The 24,499-nt window shown below is 41.6% G+C and carries 19 protein-coding genes and 2 pseudogenes; 14 read left to right on the forward strand and 7 right to left on the reverse strand.

Annotated features, from left to right (window positions below):
- Positions 1-253 precede the first annotated feature (253 nt).
- The 3 genes from CDG76_RS22630 to CDG76_RS22640 all read left to right on the forward strand — a co-directional run bounded on the left by CDG76_RS22630 (position 254) and on the right by CDG76_RS22640 (position 3,037).
- Entirely contained in the window at positions 254-1,213 is a 960-nt protein-coding gene (locus tag CDG76_RS22630; protein ID WP_094351181.1) for a protochlorophyllide reductase, read from the forward strand.
- 443 nt (positions 1,214-1,656) lie between these two features.
- The gene (locus CDG76_RS22635; protein ID WP_094351488.1) at positions 1,657-2,109 is read left to right on the forward strand and encodes a DUF29 domain-containing protein; all 453 of its coding nucleotides are present in this window, start codon (positions 1,657-1,659) and stop codon (positions 2,107-2,109) included.
- A 310-nt stretch (positions 2,110-2,419) separates the two neighbouring features.
- Entirely contained in the window at positions 2,420-3,037 is a 618-nt protein-coding gene (locus CDG76_RS22640; RefSeq protein WP_094351182.1) for a TMEM165/GDT1 family protein, read from the forward strand.
- A gap of 86 nt (positions 3,038-3,123) precedes the next feature.
- Here CDG76_RS22640 and CDG76_RS22645 read toward each other — a convergent pair whose 3' ends face one another.
- Positions 3,124-4,017, reverse strand: a complete 894-nt coding sequence (locus CDG76_RS22645; protein ID WP_094351183.1) for a tetratricopeptide repeat protein — start codon at positions 4,015-4,017, stop codon at positions 3,124-3,126.
- Between the two features lie 378 nt (positions 4,018-4,395).
- On the opposite strand from CDG76_RS22645, the gene CDG76_RS22650 reads away from it, so the two are divergent.
- The gene (locus tag CDG76_RS22650) at positions 4,396-5,418 is read left to right on the forward strand and encodes a hypothetical protein (protein WP_094351184.1); all 1,023 of its coding nucleotides are present in this window, start codon (positions 4,396-4,398) and stop codon (positions 5,416-5,418) included.
- Between the two features lie 161 nt (positions 5,419-5,579).
- Here the strand turns inward: CDG76_RS22650 and CDG76_RS22655 are convergent, their stop codons facing one another.
- On the reverse strand, positions 5,580-6,749 hold the full coding sequence (locus CDG76_RS22655) for a homocysteine biosynthesis protein (protein ID WP_094351489.1): 1,170 nt from the start codon (positions 6,747-6,749) through the stop codon (positions 5,580-5,582).
- A 610-nt stretch (positions 6,750-7,359) separates the two neighbouring features.
- On the opposite strand from CDG76_RS22655, the gene CDG76_RS22660 reads away from it, so the two are divergent.
- From CDG76_RS22660 to CDG76_RS22670, 3 genes and pseudogenes are all read left to right on the forward strand, one after another.
- Positions 7,360-8,250 (forward strand): DUF4231 domain-containing protein, encoded by an 891-nt coding sequence (locus CDG76_RS22660; protein ID WP_094351185.1) that lies wholly within the window; start codon positions 7,360-7,362, stop codon positions 8,248-8,250.
- A gap of 356 nt (positions 8,251-8,606) precedes the next feature.
- On the forward strand, positions 8,607-8,762 hold the full coding sequence (locus CDG76_RS22665) for an IS4/Tn5 family transposase DNA-binding protein (protein ID WP_094348690.1): 156 nt from the start codon (positions 8,607-8,609) through the stop codon (positions 8,760-8,762).
- A pseudogene (locus tag CDG76_RS22670) lies at positions 8,743-9,402 on the forward strand (IS4 family transposase); the annotation flags it as partial. The gene CDG76_RS22665 and the pseudogene CDG76_RS22670, both read left to right, overlap by 20 nt.
- A 583-nt stretch (positions 9,403-9,985) precedes the next feature.
- On the opposite strand, the gene CDG76_RS22675 reads toward CDG76_RS22670, so the two are convergent.
- The 3 genes from CDG76_RS22675 to CDG76_RS22685 form a co-directional block, all read right to left on the reverse strand.
- Positions 9,986-11,131 carry an AI-2E family transporter gene (locus CDG76_RS22675; RefSeq protein ID WP_094351186.1) on the reverse strand — a complete coding sequence of 382 codons (1,146 nt, stop codon included), beginning with the start codon at positions 11,129-11,131 and terminating at the stop codon, positions 9,986-9,988.
- 90 nt (positions 11,132-11,221) lie between these two features.
- On the reverse strand, positions 11,222-11,413 hold the full coding sequence (locus CDG76_RS22680; RefSeq protein ID WP_094351187.1) for a hypothetical protein: 192 nt from the start codon (positions 11,411-11,413) through the stop codon (positions 11,222-11,224).
- A gap of 284 nt (positions 11,414-11,697) precedes the next feature.
- Entirely contained in the window at positions 11,698-12,690 is a 993-nt protein-coding gene (locus CDG76_RS22685; RefSeq protein WP_094351188.1) for a hypothetical protein, read from the reverse strand.
- 821 nt (positions 12,691-13,511) lie between these two features.
- Between CDG76_RS22685 and CDG76_RS22690 the strand changes: the two genes are divergently transcribed.
- The 3 genes from CDG76_RS22690 (at position 13,512) to CDG76_RS22700 (ending at position 16,441) form a co-directional block, all read left to right on the forward strand.
- On the forward strand, positions 13,512-14,681 hold the full coding sequence (locus CDG76_RS22690) for a pyridoxal phosphate-dependent aminotransferase (protein WP_094351189.1): 1,170 nt from the start codon (positions 13,512-13,514) through the stop codon (positions 14,679-14,681).
- An 86-nt stretch (positions 14,682-14,767) separates the two neighbouring features.
- The gene (locus tag CDG76_RS22695; protein ID WP_094351490.1) at positions 14,768-15,205 is read left to right on the forward strand and encodes a secondary thiamine-phosphate synthase enzyme YjbQ; all 438 of its coding nucleotides are present in this window, start codon (positions 14,768-14,770) and stop codon (positions 15,203-15,205) included.
- Positions 15,206-15,388: 183 nt separating this feature from the next.
- Complete coding sequence (locus CDG76_RS22700; RefSeq protein ID WP_094351190.1) at positions 15,389-16,441, forward strand: aromatic ring-hydroxylating oxygenase subunit alpha; 1,053 nt, start codon at positions 15,389-15,391, stop codon at positions 16,439-16,441.
- Position 16,442: 1 nt separating this feature from the next.
- Here CDG76_RS22700 and CDG76_RS22705 read toward each other — a convergent pair whose 3' ends face one another.
- Both CDG76_RS22705 and CDG76_RS22710 read right to left on the reverse strand, forming a co-directional pair.
- The gene (locus CDG76_RS22705; protein ID WP_094351191.1) at positions 16,443-17,120 is read right to left on the reverse strand and encodes an SDR family oxidoreductase; all 678 of its coding nucleotides are present in this window, start codon (positions 17,118-17,120) and stop codon (positions 16,443-16,445) included.
- An 11-nt stretch (positions 17,121-17,131) separates the two neighbouring features.
- Entirely contained in the window at positions 17,132-18,115 is a 984-nt protein-coding gene (locus tag CDG76_RS22710; RefSeq protein ID WP_094351192.1) for an alpha/beta hydrolase family protein, read from the reverse strand.
- 311 nt (positions 18,116-18,426) lie between these two features.
- On the opposite strand from CDG76_RS22710, the gene CDG76_RS22715 reads away from it, so the two are divergent.
- From CDG76_RS22715 to CDG76_RS22730, 4 genes and pseudogenes are all read left to right on the forward strand, one after another.
- Complete coding sequence (locus CDG76_RS22715) at positions 18,427-18,822, forward strand: hypothetical protein (RefSeq protein WP_094351193.1); 396 nt, start codon at positions 18,427-18,429, stop codon at positions 18,820-18,822.
- Positions 18,823-19,226: 404 nt separating this feature from the next.
- The gene (locus CDG76_RS22720; RefSeq protein WP_094351194.1) at positions 19,227-20,996 is read left to right on the forward strand and encodes a WD40 repeat domain-containing protein; all 1,770 of its coding nucleotides are present in this window, start codon (positions 19,227-19,229) and stop codon (positions 20,994-20,996) included.
- A gap of 551 nt (positions 20,997-21,547) precedes the next feature.
- Positions 21,548-23,855: pseudogene (locus tag CDG76_RS22725) on the forward strand (NHLP family bacteriocin export ABC transporter peptidase/permease/ATPase subunit); the annotation flags it as partial.
- Positions 23,856-24,074: 219 nt separating this feature from the next.
- Positions 24,075-24,499 (forward strand): helix-turn-helix domain-containing protein (locus tag CDG76_RS22730; RefSeq protein WP_143854165.1); only part of this gene is annotated, 425 nt, incomplete at its 3' end.

The following is a 24,499-nucleotide window of genomic DNA, read 5'->3' on the forward strand; positions in this document are numbered from 1 at the left end:
AAAAAATACTTGAAACCAGAAAAATTCCAGATTGCATTGATACAATTTTAAACTCTATTAGTAAATCACAAATATGATTGTAATTATATTTTTTGGAGCAACTTTTGTATAATTAGATACTTCTTTCTTGACAATTAGTCTATGTTATTTGGAGTACGTAGTTAGTTCAGCCTAATGCAGCCTTGAAAAAGCTGATGACAATCATGGCTCACTGGTATGAGATCCTAGAGACAGTCAATGGAAGCTGAACAGAATGGAACAACATCAAAAGCCAACGGTTGTAATTACGGGTGCTTCTTCGGGGGTGGGTTTGTATGCTGCAAAAGCTCTTGCTGATAAAGGATGGTATGTGGTATTGGCCTGTCGGGATTTAGCGAAGGCACAAAAAGCTGCTCAAGATGTGGAAATCCCTTACAACACTTATACCAGCATACATATTGACCTTGGCTCCTTGGAAAGTGTTCGACAATTTGTGAAGAACTTCCGAGCCACTGGAAAGTCCTTAGACGCTTTGGTGTGCAACGCTGCAATTTATATGCCCTTAATCAAAGAGCCTTTACGCAGTCCAGAAGGTTACGAGTTAACTGTCACTACCAATCATCTGGGGCATTTCCTATTGTGCAACCTGATGATAGAGGATCTGAAGAAATCATCTTTAGAACCAAGGCTGGTAATTTTAGGAACAGTCACGCACAATCCAGACGAACTGGGTGGAAAGATTCCACCACGTCCCGACTTGGGCGATTTGCAAGGCTTTGCAGAAGGGTTTAAAGAGCCGATCGCGATGATTGATGGCAAGAAATTTGAACCAGTTAAAGCTTACAAAGACAGTAAAGTTTGCAACGTGCTGACTATGCGGGAACTGCATGAGCGCTATCACGAGTCCACCGGTATCGTCTTCAATTCTCTTTATCCGGGATGTGTTGCAGAAACGCCGCTATTTAGAAACCACTATCCCCTGTTTCAGAAAATCTTTCCATTATTCCAGAAGTACATCACTGGGGGATATGTGTCTCAAGAGTTGGCGGGAGAACGGGTTGCTGCCGTGGTTGCCGATCCTGAGTATAATCAATCCGGTATTTATTGGAGTTGGGGAAATCGCCAGAAGAAAGATGGCAAGTCTTTTGTGCAAAAAGTCTCTCCTCAAGCTCGTGATGACGACAAAGGCGATCGCTTATGGGAACTAAGCGCCAAATTAGTCGGACTTGCATGACGGAACAGGAGGTGGCGTTACCCTTGTGCATGATTCATCGATTCATTTTTTTGAATGAATTGGCATTATTGTGCAGGTAAGTAATGCTTGAGGTGATTAAGCTAAAACACATCTACTTTGCAGATGAAAATTTTCTCAATATCTTGTGGGGTGGGCATCTTGCCCGCCCTGATTATGCAACTTGAATGCTGATTAGCTTATTACGTCACCTCTGACTTTAGTAAAGTTGTAGACAATTGGCAATTACTTTAGGCCGTAGGGTGCGTTAAAGTCTAACGCACCGATGTTAATTGTAGAGATATAGCGGTTCTCGGTTGAGTGAGGTACAAGAACCCCACCCCCAACCCCCTCCCCGCAAGCGAAGAGGGGGCTAAGATGTACCTCATGTGATTAGGAAACGCTATATGTGAGATATTATCTAAAGATTTCTGATGAAAACTGCTATGTCTTCCCTAAAGGCACATTCCCAAACCCTATATGAGACTGATTACTTGCAATGGATAGAAACGACTGTAGAAAAATTGCAAAGTCAGGATTACGCAAACGTTGAATGGGAGAACCTAATTGAAGAAATTGCCGATATGGGAAGGAGTGAGCGCCGGAGTCTCAAGAGTAATCTGATTGTAATTCTGATGCTTTTGCTCAAATGGCAATTTCAGCCCGACAAAAGAAGCGGTAGCTGGGAAGGAAGCATAATTGAACATCGTAGACGTGTCAAAGAAGCTCTAGATGATTCACCTAGTCTCAAATCCTATCTTGAGATAGTTTTTGCTGAGTGTTATACACAGGCGGTTAAGCAAGCAAAAGCTGAAACTGGCTTGTCAATGGAATCCTTTCCTCTGAACTGCCCATACCAGCTAGCAGAAGTCACAGATGATGAGTTTTTACCTCAGTAAGCTCTGAATCGGTCTGTATGTACCGCTTCACTCTACAGTTATACCTCTATATTGGCTACTCTCTTGACTTAATACATTGAAAATATGTATAATTATGAACGCATAGAAGGGGAGTAGCTGCTGGCAAAAAACATAAAAGCCAGTACATCTGAATCAACATACTGGCGATGAGCCTGGTTCAGGTGGCAAGTAATCAATATTTGAAAGCGAGACCTTCACTAAGTTCACACCGAAAAGTGTAAACTTGGTGAGGTCTTTTGGCTCTCATCAAGCTTCACATCGGTAAACGATTCTTCAGGAGCTTGAGAGAGTGTTAACAGCTTTTACCGCAGGTTTGTTACTAATCACGGTTTCCGAGTTAGGCGATAAAACATTTTTTATTGCTGTGATTTTGGCAATGCACCACCCACGGCGGCTGGTATTTATCGGTGTGACAGCTGCTTTAGCCGCGATGACAATCCTTTCGGTGATATTTGGACAAGCGGTATCTTTGTTGCCCAAAGTTTATATTCATTACGCCGAAATAGCTTTATTTATTGCCTTCGGTATCAAGCTGTTGTATGACGCTAGTAAGATGTCTGCTGCTTGTGATACAGAAGTTGTGGAAGAAGCTGAAGCTGCGGTGAAACAAGCAGATTTGCAGTTACCAAAGCAAAAGACTGGTTTGGCAATTGTCATAGAAGCCTTTGTGTTGACATTTATGGCAGAGTGGGGCGATCGCACCCAAATTGCCACTATTGCCCTAGCAGCAGGCAATAACCCCATTGGAGTGACAATAGGTGCAATTTTAGGACATGCCATTTGTGCTGCGATCGCAGTTATCGGCGGCAAAATGATTGCCGGACGCATTTCTGAGCGTCAACTCACCTTTATTGGTGGATGCCTGTTTTTAGTCTTTGGTGTCGTCGCTGCCATTGAAGGAGCGTGAGGGGAAGAAGCAGGGGAGCAGGGGAGCAGGGGGAGAAGATATTAATAACCAATGCCCAATGCTCAATGCCCCATGCCCTATGTCCATTACTTAGGTGTACTTTCTGGTGAGGGCGCGGCAGATGAAGCAGATTTAGGAATGGGGGAAACCGTTCCTGCCTTCTTAATTTCGTCTCTGTACTTAGCAGGTGCTAAAGCTGCGGCACTATCAAACAAAGGTTTTGCATCTGCATCTTTGCCCTGTTGTTTCAGGAGCATCGCTTTTGCCACGACAGGGCGAAAATCCTTGGGATCTTTCTTAATTGCCTGGTCATAAACAGAGCTAGCTTGAGCGTAGCGTTTCTGGGAAGCATGAACAGAACCTAACAGCACCTGCACAGCTACTATATCTACACTTCCAGGCTGAATTGTATTTGCTTGGGCTGCATTAGATAGGGTTTCTTGCAACAAACCAATGGCTGCTTCGGGGCGTTGCTGACTGATCAATAGAGCCACCATTCCTTGCAAAGCCTTCAAATCACCTGGTTTCGTGGACAAAATCGAGCGATAAGCTTGAGCGGCTCCTTCGCGATCGCCAATTTGCTGTTTGGCTTGAGCTAGTAACACTGAATATTCTGACTGTTCGGGATTCAGCTTTGCTAGCTTTTCTAGGGGTTCAATGACAACTTGGATATCAGCTGGTTTAACCTCACTTTTATCTTTTTGACTCAGTAATTGCAGCCGTGCCTGTAATAAACCCTTAAGCGCAGTCTGATTTTCTGGTTCCCGTTGCAAAACCTGTTCATAACCCCGTGCTTCGTCTTCCAGTTTTGATTTTTGGTCAGCGGAGGACAAACTGCCTCTGGTGCTAGCGGTATTTTGACTTGAGGGTGGCGTATTATTAAATGCTCCAATTATGGGAATCACCGAAACACCCACAAAAGCAAGAATTGCCACCGCTAAGACGACTTGAACTATCCAACGATTGCGCGGTTGAGACACGGTTTTGTCTTTCTCCTAAATTTTAATGACATTATCATTTACACAAATCGTAAAGTTAAAAATTTCCAAAACTTTGCGGAATACCGCCAATTGCCTGTGAATTTTATAACAATTAACTATCCACACTGCTAAAGTAAGTGATGACTTTAGGAGGAGCCGTCAGAATTGTAGCTATGATATGCTTCCGAAACTAGTGTAAAGCCGCTAAATTAGACATTTAGTGTTTATACATTAAATTTAGCGCCTTTAGGATTGTATAGAGTACCCTAGTGTGATTTTGTGAAAAGCCAATATACTTTCATCAGTCGCACAAATGCTCTTTCCAGCTGCCTTTGTAAAATCCCACAATGGGATGTGTCTCCGCCGCAAGGAGTTTTTATGAATTCCGACCTGATGCCGTTGCCTGAATCTTCCAATTCTTCTGCCTCTAACCAGGGCCCAACTAACGTAGAGGCAGCCGCTAATGTTCATATAGCAGCCCAGTCCTCTAAAGAAGTTGACAATTTGCCTGTCAACTCCAGCGAAACTGACTCAAATGGGAACTTGATTAATCGCCAGCAACCGATTCCGCCTCCCAGCGAACCGATGCAGTATCGAGCGATCGGCTTAGTCCGGGGTCGCTATCACGCTAGCAGCGAACAATTTACTCAAGGTACTCTGCTGACTCCAGATGGTGTAGAACTCAATGCCGTCCTCCTAGGCCGGATTATGAGCTTAGTCAAGAATCATCTAGACTTAGAAAAAGAACACTTGTGGGTAGTATATCCACGTACTAGACAAGAAAATGACACCTTGCACATCCAAATCGTCGGAGTTTGGGAACCAGAAAATCTGGCTAAAAACTCAACAGATGAAGACGAATCGGATTTGGAGTTGCAATTAGAGACACTCGATGATGGCTTATCCGAGAACTCTGAACTAAATACAACTGCCCCCAGACCTTCATCAGAAGTTGCAGATGGTGGTTTTTCTGTTCGTGGTGAAGTAGTATACCAATCTTTTGATGCTAAAAGCTTGGTAGTCAAAATTAGGCAGGCTCCACGCAAATCAACTGACAAACCCAAATATTTTAAGTTGAAATTAAGGGGTGTGCTAACCACCAAAGCAGTGGGCAAATTCTGGGACTTCCAAGCCAAACGAGAAGCTGACGTTTTGATAGTAGAAAAAGCCGAGGCGATCGCTGATTTGCCCAAAAAACGCAAACCACCATTTAAAGGTGGGCCTCGTGCTGGCATTGGTGGTGCTGGTGGTAGAAAACCATTCCCCCCCAGACGCACTGGCGAAACTCCTCGTCCCATCAAGAAAACAAGTACAGGCGGCGACACCTCAGTGGTGTCAAAACCTATACCAAGAACACCCGCTCCTAAACCCATCAAGCGACCGAAACCGACTCAAGATTAGGGTATGGGGCAATTCAATTTTGGATTTTGGTGAAGCAGCGCGGTCTTGGGGGTTTCCCCCATGAGTGACTGCTGAACCCGAAGGGATTTTAGATTTTGGATTAAATTCCAATCTAAAATCCAAAATCTAAAATCTAAAATTCTTACTCCCCACTCCCCCAATCAAAAATCCGTCCGACGGTCTTGGGGTAGAAAAGATCGCTCCATCGGAATTGGAGAAACTGGTTCTGTGAGGGTAAACGTACCTGCTTCGATCCACTTTTTCAACTCTAGGGCGACTTGCCTAGAAAAAAACAAACTCGCTAAGGGGGCAGAGCGTACTGCTTTGCCCTCGATGGTGATCCGCCCAGATTTGAGTTGGGCATAACTCACCAAACCAAAGGTGGGACGGACGCGCCGGGGAATGGAAAAATCTACTATTGGAGCTACTAAGTCTTGATCTTGGACGGCGCAGTGTTCAATTACTTGTTCATTTAATACAGGTAGTGGTACCCCAACCCCTAACATTAATGAGGGGCCATAACTTTTGAAATAACACCCCCGCACCCAATGAGCATCCATTTGCTTGGCATCACCAATTAAAGCTAAAGTGGCAGAAGGCCCAATCGGTGTACGATTAGCTAAACGCTTTTGTAAGGGGAAGTGCTGAGTGCCTTCCCAAGCGACATAGCCAATACCGCCGCCTAAAAAAATTCGAGTACCTATACCAACGAGTTGCAAATCGGGATCGTTGAGTAAGGGGGAAATCGCTCCTGGGTTAGAATAAACAGCATTCCCCAGACGCGGTTGTAAAGGGCCGAGATAGGTGAAGAGGGGGCGATCGCCACCATTTACACCAACAATAAAATTTTGATAAAGATTGCGCGGATTAAATAAATAAAACTGATTAATTGTGTCACTGGTAATTGTAGTTTCAAAATTTGCTCTGGGGTAACAATCTGTTACTTGTCCTTGCGCTTTCACGTGTATAGATTTACCAGCGATCAAATCTTCGATTACATGACCGCCACCACGTTCTCGCACTTCTTCTCCGTCCGTCGTCTCCACAGCGCAACTCGCACCTAAATATAAATCTACTGCCCCAAAACCAGAGTAGGCTGGTACGCCATCTAACCAACAACGACGAATTTTTATTGGGGGATCGGTATGTCCCAGATTGATAATTGCACCACTTGATTCCATCGGCTCAAAAGTACCAGTGGTAATTACATCGACTTCTTTAGCAGCTTTAGTAACACCGATTTCTACAACTCGTGCTTTTAATTCTTCAGTTGTCAACACCACCGCACGTTGGCGCTTAATTTTCTCGTTAATTTCTGCAATTGTTCGCATCTTATCAGTGCTTACGCTTCCTGGTGAGTGGGAAATTGGGATTAGGGAGTAGGGAAAAGAAATTTTCATTGCTCCTTGTGAGCGCAGACGATCGAGACTCTTGGATAATTTCATCTCGAAATAGTTATCGCCAATCTCTGCGCGACAGCTTACCCCGAATAAAGATAAATTCCAAAAAATAATTCAAGTATTGCAAAATTAAAATGATAGATTTTTTGGAGCAAACAAGCTGCCTGTATCCAAAATAGTTTTGAGTTTACGTAAAATTACCATAAACGAAGCCTTGCATTATTAATCAAATGTATGTATGGTTAGGATTAAGTGGACTTACTGGACTTAAATAATTTTACGTCAACCGGAAGAAACATTTCTGGTTTTTGTAAAGCATTATAAGCCAACTAGTCAATCGCAAAGTGCGAGTTAATAGCAGATACTAGAAAGTTTTGAGAAGGTAGAAATTATTTAAGAGCGTTAATAGAAGCGAAGTATAAGCAAAAATAAGTTGCTTTCTGGCGGACTTATTCTGACTTCTACTTACTCAAAGCAATTCTACTTGTTGCTATTGATTTTATTGGTACATTTGACCCGATAATGAATTGAGTAAGAGGCAATGACTACTTCAGAATTAGCTAATCTAGAGCAAAGAAACCAAAGTAAGATTTCCGATAGGATTGAAAATTTATCCTCTTCATCAGATGAAAAAAAGTTATTTAACCTGAAGGTAATAGAGTATTTATTACTTGCAGCTTTTGTCTCTGCTGGACTTTTTATTATTTTTCTTTCAGATGATAAAACAGTTGTAATTTCTGGAGCAGTATCTCTAACTTTTTTGTTTTTTTTGTTGCTCATCAATAGACAAGTATATCAGAACTATAAGCAGGTCGCTTATAAATCTGAACTCACCAAAAAAGCTGAACTCTATAGTTATTTATTGACCAATCCTAATTCCTGGGATAAAGATACACTGACTCTGACAAGAGGGAAGGCTTTACAATACAGCCAAGACTTAATTGACGATTATAAAAAAATTAGGGGTTTATCAAGAAACCTTTACTATAGTTTGCAAATTGCGACAGTGATTTTATCAGGAGTCACACCGATTTTAGTTCTGGTAGACAAATTAGAAGCAGGACAAGCTTGGCTGAAGTGGCTCCCTGTGCTTTGCCCAGCTATTGCTTCTATAGTTGCTAGTATAGTTACCTCTTTTCCTTTTCAGAAGAATTCGCTTGCTGCTAATACAGCCGTTGAATTATTAGAAGCGGAACAAGAGAAATTTATATTGGGCGTGACTCCGCCTTATCGTTGTTATGATGTATCTGACGAAACCCAACAGCAACAAAAGGCAAGTCAGGCATTAGAATATTTTATTGTTCAAGTCAACAATATTCATCTCAACCAATTGCAACAAACTAGTGAGACGCAATCAGAGAAGACAGAATCAGCCTCATCAAATGAGTCAAACAAAGCAGAAGCAGAGGTAAAGAGCCAGAACAAACAATAGCTGATGAGCTAATTGTGTCCATGCTTATAGTATTCTTTCAAAGATGACTTCTTCAGACTGACTCAAAAGTATGACATTCCCGACTTATTAAAAAAGTTGGGAATCTTATTGTTTTTTCACTCCAGCACTGATTATCCCAATAGCTTCAAAATTTGCAAGACTTCATCTAATATCATGTCCGCATAATTAGTTATGCTAACCACAGTCATTACACCCCCACCCCCAACCCCTCCCCGCTTGCGGCTATCCATTACCCGCATCTTTCTCAACAAAAATACAACTTACTTAAAATATGCCAAAAGCATTGATAGGTATAGTTTTTGAGAGAAGAGAATATTTGAGGGTAATGGTGCATCATGGAAAAATGGGCAGCATCCGAATTAAAACAGGCAGATTTAGGAGACGCAAGACGAAACAAGCGTCTGGTAAGGATCGTAGAAGACTTGGCAGCACAACCAAGCAGCAGCGTACCTCAAGCCTGTGGAAACATACAAGCAAAACCCAGAGCGTGATGCAAGGACAGCAAAACTAACACTCTTTCAAGCCACTTTTGAGATACAAGTACCCTTACACCATATCCGACGTTTACAGTTGAAGCCTGTAAAATTGCAGGTAATTCTGGCACTTGAAGAAAACCCGCCAGATGGAATCAAACCGATTAGCTGGTTGTTGCTTACTACCCTTAAAGCTAACAGTTTTGAAGAGGCTGCCCGTTGCGTTCGCTGGTACACATATCGTTGGTTGATAGAACGTTACCACTACACATTAAAAAGTGGTTGTGGAATTGAAAAATTACAGCTTGAAACCGCAAGGCGAATCGATATGGCACTGGCAACATATTCAATTGTGGCGTGGCGTTTGTTATGGCTAACTTATGAAGCCAGATTTAACCCTGATATGCCATGTGATTCTGTTCTAGAAATCGATGAATGGCAGTCTTTGTGTGCCACTATCAACAAAAATCCAATCCCACCCAAAAAGCCGCCTTCTTTACGCGAAGCAGTACGAATGATTGCAATATTAGGTGGCTTTTTAGGTCGAAAGGGTGATGGAGAACCTGGTGTTAAGACTATTTGGCGGGGATTACAGCGATTACACGATATCGCTGCAACCTGGAAACTACTCTACCAGAATTGTCAAATATGTATTTAGCGATCGCCGATCAAATTAACCTTATTCACATTCTCCTCCTTTTGTCAACTATCTACATGTTGCATTGTTCCATAATCCTTTTCCTGACTTACTTACAGCAATGTTAAGAAACATGTGACTAATGCATAGCCGCAAGCAGGGAGGGGAGACAAAGCATAGCTTTGGCGGGGTGGGGTTCTTGGGGTTTAATAAGCAATCAAGCGGACATGATATAACGCTCTTCCATCACTCTTGGGAAAAGCAATCGCTGCAAGGCTTACGAGACTTCGGTTTTCAGGTTTTAGCTAGATTTTTGAATTTATATTAGAAAATAAAGCCTCAAACCTTGATTGGGTGATAGTTTCAGTTTTCTGCTTCGATTATTGCTTAATGAGAGTGATGGAAGAGCGATAACTCGTGTCATTGAGTTTTTGACCTTCCAGAGATTATTGTTGCTATCTTCGGTTAAGGCAAGAGACGCGATGAATCGCCGTCTCTACAATAATTAGTCTTTCGTCTTGACGGCGATTTATAGCATCTTTTTGATCTAGAATTTTCATTAAAAAACCTTAACCGAACCGTATTGAAAGCCGAGTGACTAATCTTATTTTTTCAAGATATCATCATCAATCGAGGGGTTCTCATTTATATCTGGATTTTCTGCCATCCAATTATCATCTGTTCTAGGAGATTCAGAAACTATCACCAACTCAGTCTCTTTTTTATGATTATTTCCCCATTCATCTAAAACATCTTTAATTAACACCTCTTGTAACCAAATCTTAGCGACAACAGTTAAAGGTAGCGCTAGGAATAATCCTAAAAAGCCAAAGAACGTAACGAAAAATAGCTGGGCAATTAAGGTTATGGCTGGCAGTAATGAGACTTGATGCGCCATGACAACAGGCGTGATGAAATTACTCTCAATCTGTTGAATAATAAAGTAGAGAATCAAGACAGCGATCGCTTTCCAAGGTTCATCCAAGAAAGCGATCGCCATTGCTGGGATTACACTCATTGTTGGCCCCAGATTGGGAATCAAGTTAAAAAATCCCGCTAAAACCGCTAAAGCTAGTGCTGCCTTGACATGCAAAATTGATAAGCCAATCAGACTCATCACCCCCACTACAAAGATGGCAATGAAAGCGCCTGTAATCCATCCCTCCAAAGAGACTTCACATTTATCTAAAATCCCATCTACCCGTCGCCGATAAAATGAGGGGAAAAGCCGGACAAATACTTTGCGGTAAGCTATTGGGTCGGCTAACATCATTCCTGTTAAAACCAACACTAGCAAAATCTTGAGGACGACTTCTAAAGAGCCAGATACAAAAGCAAAGGAGTTTCCTAGTAACCGATTGGCGAAGGGCTGTACTTGTTGAATGAGGCTATTGATATCTGGGATATAAGGAACTAACTGGTCAGGAATACGAGTTCTCAGGGCATCAAGCCAACTATTAAAGCGTCCAAACCCTTTAGGAACTTGATATGTTAGTTCTTGAAACTGCTGGGCAAATGGCGGCACAATTAGCCAGAAAAAACCCACGACACCTGCGAAAAAGATAGCTACTGCTAGGAGTACGGCGAATCCGCGCTTCATCCCAAAGCTTTGGAAGCGTTTCGCTAGGCGATTTAAGGTGGTGGCTAACACAACTGCGGCAAACATCAACAAAAGCACTTCCCGAATTTGCCACAGGATGTATAAACAAAGAAGTATGGCGATTAAGCCGATCCATTGACCCAGGTTCACAGGCTAACTCCCAACGGTTGGCGAGATGGAATTTTCTTGTAATTAAGCTAGGTTAGCTGATTTTAGGAACTTGTGCGTAAATGCTTTGAGTTAATTTTGTTTTTGTGCTTGAAATCGCCATAGTAGAGCGATCGCTACGATCGCAATCGGCAAGAATACTATAATCAGCGCGTTGGTTGCTGTCGCCGGAATTGATAGACTTGGCCCTGCATACTTAATCAATACCGATAACAAAGCCGAGAGTAAAAGCAGTTTTAGAATTAATCCTAGTTGATTTTCCATAAAAGTACGGCAATACAGATTTTTGTGGTACATACAAATTTGCGGTGTACCGTGTAGTTTCTAGAATAAACCCACAGATACAATCCTTGTAGTTTTCACAAAAATATAATTTATATTACCTGTCAGGAGCGAAGGATATGATGCGCGATCGCTATTACACTTTGTTAGTGCTGCCTGAACTTCAGACAGCACATTATACACGATTAAAGCTTTATAGAAAGTAACCAAAGCAGCCTTTGAGTAATTTAAATTAAGCACAAAGGAATGCAGACTTTTAGCAAACTTTATTTGCTCTGAACAGGCTCAACTTTATATTTAGTTTTAACCAACTCAGGCAATTGTATCAAAAGTTTTTTCATTCTAGCTTGAATATATTTAGGATTTTTAGGTACACGTTTAGCTATATATCTTAAGAAAGCAATCTGATAGCCAAACTTATATTGAATTGGGGAAAATATATTGGAATTGATCTGGTTAACTGAACCTTTTTCTAGGTTTTTTAACTTTGCTACTTCACGATGATATATGGGATGCTCTCCCCAAACGCAGGCAAAGTGTACAAGAGCAGGAGACACCACCTGATTGTATTTTTGAAAAGTCGATTGACCTTTAATAGCATCTATATTAAAAGAACCACGAAGACCTATAGGTGTTCGCATCATCTGACCATTATCTTCAAACATACTTTGATTGTGTAGCATCATAGCTAGACCAAAAATACGTTCATCATTAGGGCCATCACCACGAAATTCGCTAATACCTAGCTTTTGCCAATCCTTTGCCAATTCTAGTGCTGTTTCAAAAAAGGCCTTAGCAGTATCGTTTTTTTCAAAATAATAGAGACCTCCATTAAATCTAGGTAATTTTGTTAGATTAAATCGTTTGAGTGTGTCATCTACATCAATGAATGTATCTTTATCGCCTGCTTGAAGATATACATTACCTGCCACACTAAAACTTTTACCTTTAAAATCATCAAAAATAAAGTTAATATCCCTCACCGCTATGCAATCACTATCAATACAAAGTGTATATTTAAATGGAGAATAATCATAGACATGAAGCTTTTGTTTTACGTTAGAACCGTATTCATCTCTAATGTTTATAACGCAATCATAAAGTTCTAGTAAATCTCTATCATTTTGATTATCAGTAACAATAGCACGCGGAACATTTGGTGAATGAAGCCGTAGAGAACGTGCTAATGACTTTGCCATTTCTAGATAATAAGATGCTCCGTAAGCATAGGTGATAATGCCACGTTGTGAAATAAACATTATTTTATTAATTAACAGTATCTAAGCCTTCGTTTTCTAATTGCATTCTACCTTACACGCCAAAAGATAGATATCTACTAATATCAATTAAGCTTAAATTCTGTGTAAAGTCTCTGTAAACTATAGTCTGAATTTTATTGACACCTGGTTAAAAAAACCTGATTGATTGTCTTTAAAAATAACATTTCAAAGGTAGAGATAGGTTAAAACAAAAAGATATGTGTGCAGCAAAAAACAACACAGATATCGGATTTTATATTCATCCAATCCTAAAATTAAATGTAGAAAATGGATTTTTATACATCTATTAACTTGATAGATATTGAAATCAGTGCCAGAACGCAGTATAGGTCGGCGGAAATAAACAGACCATATTGGTGAGAGAATACATAATCAGGTTAAAACCCATACATTTTGGGGCGCGATCAAGGAATCAGGATGTGGCTAGATTAACTCCTAAAATCTTAAATTTAAGCGATGGCGAGCGAGATCAACTCTAACAATTGATCAACAGACACAACACGCCGCAACTCCTAGCGCTGCCAAAATAATTATCATGGCATCAGAGGGTCAAAATCATCGTGAAATAGCCCTAAATTTAGACATCAAGAACCAAAGTACGTTCTTTGACGATCGCTATATAACGCTAAACTTTCCACAGATTGGAGTATTGCTATAAATTTGATCTTGACTTCGGGATTTAGATGGTAGCGAGTAAACATTTCATTAATTTGGAATGGGTGGTTTATTTCCACCGTGCTGTACTAGTTGATTGTTCACCTATTAAGAGATACTAAAAGCAGGTACATAGGCAAGAAAATATGGAATCCCTAACCTCTCGTATGCAGGCGGTACAATCGCCAATTATTCCTGTGGTTGGGGAACTGATTAAAAACTCTCCTGGAACCATCTCTCTAGGACAAGGTGTTGTTTTTTACAACCCACCACATGAAGCCATAGAATTTTTAGCCAAATTCTTAGCCGAACCCGCCAATAATTTATACAAATCAGTTGAGGGAATTCCCCCTTTACTGACAGCACTTGCGGGAAAATTGCAAGCCTTCAACGGGATTGAAATCAACGGGGAAAACTGCATCGTTGTGACAGCAGGGAGCAATATGGGATTTATGAATGCCATTCTGGCTATCACTAACCCAGGCGATGAAATTATTCTAAATACGCCCTACTATTTCAACCATGAAATGGCGATCGCAATAGCTGGTTGTCGTGCGGTATTAGTGGCGACGGATGAAAATTACCAACTGCGAAAAGAAGCGATCGCTCAAGCAATTACTCCTAAAACACGGGCTGTGGTGACGATTTCACCAAATAATCCCACTGGAGTTGTCTATTCTGAAGCAGCATTGCGCCAAGTAAATCAAATTTGTGCTAATCACAGTATTTACCACATCAGCGATGAAGCTTATGAATATTTTACCTATAACGGTGTAAAACACATTTCACCTGGCTCATTTGGTAATAGCAGCGAGTATACCATTTCTCTCTATAGCTTTTCTAAAGCATACGGTTTTGCGAGTTGGCGCATTGGCTATATGGTGATTCCCCAACACTTACTTGTCGCCGTTAAAAAAGTCCAGGATACAATTTTGATTTGTCCGCCAGTCATTTCTCAATATGCAGCTTTAGGGGCATTGCAGGCAAAAGAGGATTATTTGAAGAGTCACATAGGAGCGATCGCTCAGGTACGCCAACTAGTATTAGACTCCCTTAATCGTCTACAAGGCTTATGTAGTATTATCCCTGCCAATGGCGCTTTTTATTTTTTCCTCAAAGTTCATACCCAGATGGATGCTTTTGAGTTAGTCAAACAACTGATCCAAGAACATAAAGTAGCAGTTATTCCAGGTACAACCTTTGGCATAGATGACGGATGCTATCTACGCGTCGCCTATGGGGCGCTGCAAAAAGAGACGGCAAAAGAAGGTATAGAAAGACTAGTACAAGGTTTGGAAACTATAGTTAGGAGTTAAAAGTCATTCAATTCCTGCCTCCTTCAAAAAGACGTTAAGCTGTGTTAACCTACCTAATCCGCAATCCCAAATATAAAATTCAACAGATGCCAATTATTAATAAGTTAATTGAAATAGAAACTCAGCCAAAAATTAATATTCATCATATCACCCCACAAATTCAAGATTTTATTGCCTCAACACCAATTAAAAATGGACAAGTTTTAGTATTTTCTCAACACACTACAACAGCGTTATCTATCAACGAAAATGAAGTCAGATTATTAGAAGATATAAAAGTATTCTTGCAAAAATTAGCACCGGAATCAGACAGCTATTTGCATAATGACTTGCATTTAAGAGATGTCCCAGAAGATGAGCCGATTAATGCTCACTCTCATTTAATGGCAATGATGCTGAACACTAGTGAGATAATTCCCATTGTGGATGGTAAATTAGCTTTGGGAACCTGGCAATCTGTGTTGTTTTTTGAGTTGGATGGCCCGCGTAAAAGAACGGTATTTGTACAAATCTCTGGCGAATAATCCAATTTTAAACCTGCAATCCTCCCAGAACAACATAAATCTGAGAGAATTACGAACACGACTAATAAGTACATCAGTTGAATTTACCTACAGCAATTAAAAACCTGAAAGAATGTTTTCCAGCATCACCTTCCTTTCCACAAACCAGGACTTTCGTTGTGTCAAAGGCAGAGGCCATTAGTTATGAAAAATAACGATAATTTTGTATTACGTAATACTTGGTACTATGCTCTGCCTAGCGATCAAATCAAGCCAGGTATGATGATCAGCCGCATTTTCTTAGGAGAACCAGTGCTGTTAGTTCGCAGCCAGGATGGCAAAGTGTCTGCGATGACAGACATTTGTCCCCATCGTGGTGTGCCCTTGAGTTGTGGGAGATTCAATGGGCAAGAAGTTGAATGCTGTTACCACGGTTGGCGCTTTAACTCTGCTGGGCGCTGTACTGCGATACCTTCTCTTGTAGAGGAGCAGCAAATGGATTTGAGTCGCTTTGACGTGCAGTCTTATGCAATCCGCGAAGCCCAAGGGAATATCTGGATATATATAGCTGATCCCGATAACCCTCAACCTGCTTCTGAGATGGAAATTCCGGTAATTCCAGGGTTTGGCGATCGCTCTCACCAGTTCGTAGAGGTGGTAAAATTCCCTTGTTTTATAGATCATGCAGTAGTAGGTCTGATGGACCCGGCTCATTCACCTTATGTTCATCGCGCTTGGTGGTGGCGAAATGAGCAATTGCATGAGGAAGTGAAGCAATTTGATGCTTCGCCCTACGGTTTCACGATGCGACGACACCGATTACCAGCAAATGGGGGTCGATTATACTGGCTGATTGGCGGTGGTGTGCCGGAAACGGAGATTTCTTTTCGTTTACCTGGAGTCAGAATCGAAGAAACCACCATTGGCAACCATCGAGTTGTTAATTTAACGGCAGTTACACCCATTTCAGACACAGAAACTGAAGTAACTTTTGCTCTTTACTGGACACTTCCTTGGGTGGGATTTTTCAAGCCACTGTTACACGTGCTGGCGCGGACTTTCATTGGCCAAGACCGAACGGTTGTAGAAAAACAGCAGATTGGTCTAAAATATAATCCTGTGCTGCGGCTGATTAAGGACTCAGATATGCAGGCACAGTGGTATTACCAGTTAAAGCGGGAGTATGCTCGATCTGTCGCTGAAGGACGAGAATTTGTCAATCCTGTCAAAGGTCAAATACTGCGCTGGCGTGCTTAAATTACTCCAAAGAAAATTCGGCAAATTCTCTTTGCCCAAATAGCATATTTCGGTCTACGGCTGACAATATTTTATTATTGGCGCGTTGGCTATTTAAGCAGCGACCAACTAACTGCGCCACATCTGCACGATTAATGCTACCAATAATGTGCGGATCTTCAGTTAAAATACCATTACCCGTTGCTGGTTCTGACTTGAGTCCACCAGGACGGATGATTGTATAGGTGAGTCCACTGGCAATTAAGTGTTGTTCGGCTTTGTCTTTCTCAGCTAAAACTTTTCCCAGTACCTCTAAAACTTGGGGTGAGGCAGCAACAACACTATTGCCAGCACCGATGGAAGATACAAGAATAAACTTTTGCACCCCAGCTTTAACTGCTGCATCGATCAGATTTCTATTACCAGGGTAATCCGGTCTTTCTACATCTGATGGTAAACCGCCAATTGTACTGATAACGGTGTGAATAGGTTTATCTGTTACCATTGCGCGTTCTACATCGCCAATATTCAAGGCATCTCCCAGAACTACTTCAATACCAATTTTTTCTAGTTCACTAGCAACTGCTGCTTTTCTCAGGAGTGCTTTGACTTTTAGCTGTTGCGCTATCAGATATTGAGCAATTTCTCGACCAACACCGCGACTTGCTCCAGCCAGAAAAATATAAGATGCACTTGTCATAATCAGCTTAACTATTTACGCTCAAAGGATTTTATCAGAGGATTGGCAGTATTTAATAATTGCTCGATCAACTGAGATGCTTCTGGCTGGTGGCGAACATAAGTGTCAATAAACAGACCAATAATTTCACTCATCAGCAAACGCAAGTTTTCTTGAGATTGAGTAGCTTTTAAGTCGAGAGAGGATCTAACTGTAGTGGAGTCTGGCTCATCAACTATCGAAAAGTGATTTGCTCCCTCTAAGATTACCAGATAGCTGTCATTTCGTCCCCCAGCGATTGCTTCTTGGAATGTACGTGTAACTGGGATAGTAGCATCCCCAGCACTTATACCATAGAGTTCGCTACTGGTAAGCATAAATCCATCACGGGTTCCTCCCATCAGTAGCAGTGGTAGGGAATCTGGTAAAGGCAAGATAGTTCCTGGTTCATACCCTATGGTTAAAAGTCCTCTGCTACTTGCGCCATAAGAAAAAGATGCAGCAACTCCAGGGAAAAACCGAGGGTCAGCATTTGTGAGCGATAATAAACCACCCGCAGAGTGTCCACCGAGAATGATGCGTTGTAAATCCAACATTCCTGCTAAAACTCCTTGATTTTGTAACTGTTCGAGTTTAGTTAGAAGTGCTGGCAAAGCCAAAGCTGTAGGAGCAGTAGGATAAATTGTGGGCTTCAGCTTTTCAAAATCAACTCCAGGTGTGAGGCTAATTACGCCTGGTAGATTTTTGGCAATCCAATTAAAGAGAACCACTACCAATCCACGTTCAGCCAATTTAACCGCTAACCATTGGTATTGTTGAGCATCACAGTTATAGCCATTGAAGAAAATCACTACTGGAAAAGGTGCCTTTTCTGGATTAGCTGGCTCAATTCCCATACTTTTTTCTAGCTGACTCTCCGGTATCTGTGCTGGATAGAGAATTTTCAGGTGAATGGTATCGTAAGGTGACTGGACACCCTCAACTTTGGCAGCTTCAAAAAAAGCACGAACTGTCATCTGTACCTTCCTTACTATGACTTCAAGAAAATCTTCCTCTCAGTGTACAACTGCTCCTCGCAAGCAAAATCTAATGATCTAAAATAACGAAGTAACTAAGTAGAAGGAAGAAGGCAGCACTAAAGACGCAATTAATCGCGTCTGTATAGGAGTCAGGAAAATCATTTCGCTGATTGGCATTTTACGTTGAATTATGTTTACCTACTGGTAATTAAAAATACGAGCAAAAAAATATATTTAACCTAATTGCAGTAAGTATCGTAATAAACAATTGTGCCAATCTAATAAATAACTTTTCTTTGGATAAACTTATGGCTAAAAAATCTCAACCCAATGTAGAACCATACCAAGATGTCAGATTATCTGCTACCACAAGAATTTGGGTAATTACAGTAGCCATTCTAGGAGTTTGCGTCCCATTGTCAGCCGTTACTAGAAGCGGTGCTATTCTTCCTTTAGTTGCTATTGGCGGCGCAGCTGTTGGTACAGTTGCGGTTTGGCGTTCTGATGACAAAAAATCAAAAACTAACTATTTGCAACAGCAGCAAATAGAACTGCTAGAACGGAGATTAGCGAATTTAGAAACAATTGTTAGCAGCGATGACTTGAACTTGCAAATGAAAATTAAACAGATCGAAGCAAGGGATACTTTTGGTGACTCTTCTGATGTAAGTACTACACCCAGACAACCAAAACGCAAAGGTTAAAATTAGCGAATCTTCACCATTTCTTTCGATTTCAGATGATATTTCCGGTAATTATCGTTACTAGGTTAGTTTTATATAGCTATTTGCTGACTTAACGCTACTGCAATCTTTAAATCCGTCTCAAATTCAACTTTCCTTTACAGCTAGAAGTGTTTCTAGGGAAACAGTATGTCTTTATCTATCTCCGTTAGAATTGACTGATATCATCTAATTCTATATACTTCAACGCATCAGTTCATGAAATGTCTAAGTGCTATCCATCTATCTCTTTCACGGAAACATTTGTCAATGGCTGTGTTTTATTAGACTGTTAATATTACTGAATTTTTAATTAACTAAGGTTATAAACTTGAGTAATTGCATTTGTATAGCTTACCGTAGGTATGCAATAGTTTGCCGCAGGAATGCAGATGGATTGGATTAGCTTACTCAAAGCTCAACAAATTGACTTCCTTCAACGTGTGAAAAAACCTAAAACTTATGACTTATCTTTGCTGGAAAGTCAAGTTAAAGGTTGTCACACTGAAGTTATGGCCTTTTGGGGCGAGCCATTGGCTAGACTCCAAGAACTTTCTCGCCAACAAGCAGAAGTTCTCGCCAAAAATCCGCCGCCGACGCCGCCGGAATATCCTGAGCCTCCTGACTGGACGATACCTTTTCCCAAATACTTCCAACAACAAGCCCAAGATTATCTTTTCCGGGAGCATATTGTTGACAGGGTGATAACTGAACGCTTGGGCAAGTTAGTAAAAAAGGTGTCACAAGATACTTTGCAAAACATGATTTTAGATGATGAGGGAAATTTGGGTGGCGAAAGTAAATTTCCTTATATACTCAAAGATCATCCTCAGCTAAGTGTTCAAGTTTACGTTGCTGATGGAGAAAGTTTTAATGGTATTAAGAAAGACAAAATTAGGTGGTCGGTTACTCAAGAAGATTTAAAAAATCACCAAGTATTAATTTTTCTCTGTTTATTTTATCCATCTACAGGTAATTTAGGTTACGAGAAGCAAAGTATCATAACAGGCTTTTTACCTACAAATCAACTTGAATTTAGCGAACCAAAACTGTATGTGACTCCGAGTAATTTGTTATATGCAGGGGGTTTAAGTTGGTATTTAGAATCACTGATGGGTAAAAAAGACACGTCGCCAGTAATTAATGAGAGACCGATCGCAGATACAATACAGACTCTACCATCAGAACATTGTCTCAAGGCTATAGTCGGTGACTGGGAATGCTGGCAGACTTTGCAAGGACACACCAGAGGCATTAATTGCCTAGCTTTCAGTTCTGGGTGCAACAATGGCAAAGCCTTACCCATATTGGCCAGTGGTAGTCGTGGAGAAACGAAACTCTGGGATTTAAGCAAGGGTGAATTAATAGAAACCTTATCAGAGTATCCTTGGGTAATATCTGGGCTGGTGGATGAAGTGAATTCCCTAGCTTTTAGTTCAGATGGACAGACTTTAGTGAGTTGCGGTGCAGATTCGACAATTAAGCTTTGGCACGTAGGCGCTTTAGACTTGATAGATATTTTGCACAAACATAATGGAGTAGTGCGGTGTGCTGCTTTCACCCCAGATGGCAGAATGTTAGCGACAGGGGGAGATGATAGAAAAATTCTGTTTTGGGATTTGATGCAACGTCAGGTAGCGATCGCACTTTCTTTAGATGATACAGCTGCTCATTCCCTAGTTTTAAGTCGAGATGGCGAAACTCTAGTTACAGGTAGCTATCGCAAAATCAAAGTTTGGCGCACCTCACCCCAAACGGGAATCAAAAGTTTAAAAGATGCCCAACCACTACATACCCTCATGGGTCATTCTCACATCGTTTGTTCTTTAGCAATCAGTGCAGATGGTAAACTGCTCGTGAGTGGTAGCTGGGATCAAACGATTAAAGTTTGGCAATTAGAGACTGGGGAATTACTTCATACCCTTAAAGGGCATAGAGATAGGGTATATGCGATCGCTTTAAGTCCCGATGGACAAATTATCGCCAGCGGTAGTGCTGATAAAACTATCAAGTTGTGGCATTTACAAACCGGGGAATTGCTGGGTACGTTTACAGGTCATGGGAATATAGTCACAGCATTAGCCTTCACAGCTTCCGGTGAAATGTTAGTCAGCGGGAGTTTGGATAAGACAATTAAAATTTGGCAACGCAGTTAAATCATGACACTCTCTACGTAGGGCTTGCTTCTTTGCAGGAGTACAATGACTCGCTAACCTAACTCGTAATTGTCGAGTCTTTGAGATTCGTGGACAACAAACTTTAAAAACTCTCTTGCTCAAGCCGTATTAGACCTGGAAAAAACAATTAAGGAGCAAAAATTTTGAGTACCCATCTTAAAATCTGTCGGGACTTAGTTTCGCGTTGCGTTAGCGAAGCGGCTCCCTTCGGAGCTTCGCTTTCGCAATGCAAATTGGGATGAAGTTACAAGTCATATCATGTCCGCTTGATTACTTACTAAACCCCAAGAACCCCACCCCGCCAAAGCTATGCTTTGTCTCCCCTCCCCGCAGGCGGGGAGGGGCTGGGGGTGGGGCGCAAGACTTGAGGAAATCATAACTAATTATACGGACATGATATCACACCTAGTACAGTGCAACGGGAACGCTTTGGTGGCATCATTGGTGCTGTCACAGATGTCTCAGCCTTTCCCGTGACTAAAGAAGGTGCATTAAGTGTAGTAGGTAGTTCTGAATTCGTAGAAGGTTTGATGTCACAAGGGCCACAGATTTTAATTACCGCCCGACTGCAACCAGACACGTCTAAAAACAAGCGGTGTCGCACTCCAACTCTGCTGCAAATGGAGGTAGTAGAGTGTGGTGCTGCTGCTTTAGGAATTATTCTGAGTTACTACGGTCGCATTGTGCCGCTGACAGAACTCCGACAAGCGTGTGGTGTATCCCGCGATGGAGTTAGTGCGTTAAATATCTTGAAGGCTGCCAGAAATTATCGATTAACCGCTAAGAGCTTTAAAACAAATTTAGCTGCCCTGTCGCAGTTAAAATTTCCCTTCATTGTATTTTGGCAATTTAACCATTTTCTAGTAGTAGAGGGATTTATTTGGCAAACAGCGAGTTTATCTCAATGACCCCGCTACTGGACGACGCACTGTCTCTCTAGAAGAATTTAGCGGTGCTTACACAGGAGTGGTGCTAGCTTTAGAGCCGAGTTCCGAGTTCCAGGAAGGAGGACGGAAACCTAGCACTATCCTCGCTTTATGGTCGCGGTTGCGAGGCTCGATTGCAGCATTGATTTACTGTGTGGTGGCAGGATTTTTGTTGGTGATTCCGGGACTGGCCATACCTGCATTTTCTCAAGTATTTATAGATAACGTATTAATTGGGCATCGGAATGAGTGGTTGCGTCCGCTCATTTTAGGAATGATTTTCACAGCCGGACTCAATGGATTTTTAACGCTACTACAGTTACAGTTTTTGCGTCAGCTGAAAATTAAGTTGTCGGTGGGCATGGAGAGTAAATTTCTCTGGCATATTTTACGCCTACCCATGAGTTTTTACGATCAGCGGTTTGCTGGAGAAATCAGTAGCCGCGTACAACTCAACGACAGCATAGCTAATATGCTTTCTGGTAAATTAGCGACTACAGCGATCGCCACAGCGTCAATATTTCTGTATGTAGTAGTGATGCTGCAATATGATGTAGTGCTAACCTTAATTGCGATCGCCTTTGTCGCTGTTAACCTCGCTGCCTTACAGTGGGTGAGAGGGCGGCGCGTCGATGCCAACATCAAACTGCTCCAAGAACATGGCAAAGTTAGCGGCGTTGCAATTTCTGGTCTTCAGAGTATGGAAACACTTAAAGCCTCTGGGTTAGAGTCAGATTTCTTCTCTCGATGGGCCGGTTACTATGCCAAAGCCATTAATACCCAGCAAGAATTAGAGACAACAAACCAGACATTAGGAGTTTTACCAGATTTCTTGTCAGCGATCGCTTCCATGCTGCTTTTGGCTGTAGGTGGTTTGCGAGTTATGGATGGAACCATGAGCATCGGGATGTTAATAGCCTTTCTCGGCATGATGCAAAATTTTTTCCAGCCGATAAGTAATCTTGTCAACCTGGGAAGTGACCTGCAAGAGATGGAAGGTAATTTGACTCGCCTTGATGATGTCTTGTGTAACCCCATTGATTCGCAGTTGCAGGGAAGAGGCAGGGGGGAATGGGATCTGGGGGGCAGGGAGCAGGGAGAATGGCAAGAGGTAGGGGAAATAAGAGAAGATAAGTTTTTACAAAAATCTCCCCTCTGCCCCCCGCACCCTGCCCCTCTGCCTCTTTCCAAACTCCGGGGATATGTTGAATTAGACAATGTGACATTTGGCTATAGCAAAATTGCTCCACCGTTGATTGAAAATTTTAGTCTCTCACTCCAGCCAGGGCAGCGAGTTGCTTTGGTGGGTGGGAGTGGTTCTGGTAAGTCTACTATTGCCAAACTTTTATGTGGGCTATACCAACCGTGGCAGGGAGAAATTTTGTTTGACGGTAAACCCAGAGAGCAAATTTCTCGCCAAGTACTAGCCAATTCTATATCTGCGGTAGAGCAAGAGATTTTGTTGTTTGCTGGCAGTGTCAGAGACAACTTAACGCTTTGGGATACTACTATACCTGAAAGTCATTTAGTGCGAGCTTGTCAAGATGCAGCAGTCCATGATGTCATTCTTTCGTTGCCAGGAGGCTATAGTGCCGACCTGTTAGAAGGTGCTACCAATTTAAGCGGTGGTCAACGGCAACGATTGGAAATTGCCCGTGCTTTGGTGAATAATCCCAGTATCCTGGTGATGGATGAAGCTACTAGTGCCTTGGATGCTGAAACAGAAAAGAATGTGACTCGTAATCTGCGTTTGCGCGGTTGCACTTGCATCATCGTGGCGCATCGACTTTCGACCATCCGAGATTGCGATGAAATTATTGTCCTCGATCGCGGCCAAATAGTTCAACGGGGAACCCATGAGGAATTACAACAGATTGAGGGGCTTTATTTACAGTTGATTCGCAGCGAGGGAGATGAAGAGGCAGGGGAGCAGGGGAGAAGTAGTAGTAAGTCTTTCCCCTCGGTAACAGAGTTTACGGTGAGCGCAGTCGAACTGCGTAGCCGAAGTGCTGCCCCTCCGCCTCTGTTAGGAGAATGCTATCGTTTTCAGGGTAATCAATCGCTACTAAGCTGTTCCACATTTAAATTGCATAAATGGTAAAATAGATATATCCGTGTCTATAGCGTTATCATGCCTGCTAAAGGGTTTCTAGCTCAATCTCAAAAAGACAATTTACAAAAAGCTTTAAAAGATAGCGATCGCTCTCAATTTATACAGAGAATATTGATGTTACTTCTGATGAATGATGGAAAAACTTATCAGGAGATAAGTGAATTTTTAGGCTGTTCATGTAGAAGTGTAGCATATTGGTGTGTTCATGGTGATCCAGACAATTTAGAAAGTCTAAAAGATGGCAGGAGAAAAGGAAATTACCAGAAAGCAACAAATGAATATATTAAATTATTAATGGAAGTTATTGACAAAGAACCAAGTGAATTAGGCTATGAATTTGGACGATGGACAACAGCAAGATTAGCTACATATTTAGACAAAAGAACTGATATTAAGTTAAGCGGAGAACAAGTCAGGAGAATATTAAAGCAAAAAAAGTATGC

Source organism: Nostoc sp. 'Peltigera membranacea cyanobiont' 210A (assembly GCF_002246015.1).
GTDB lineage: Bacteria > Cyanobacteriota > Cyanobacteriia > Cyanobacteriales > Nostocaceae > Nostoc.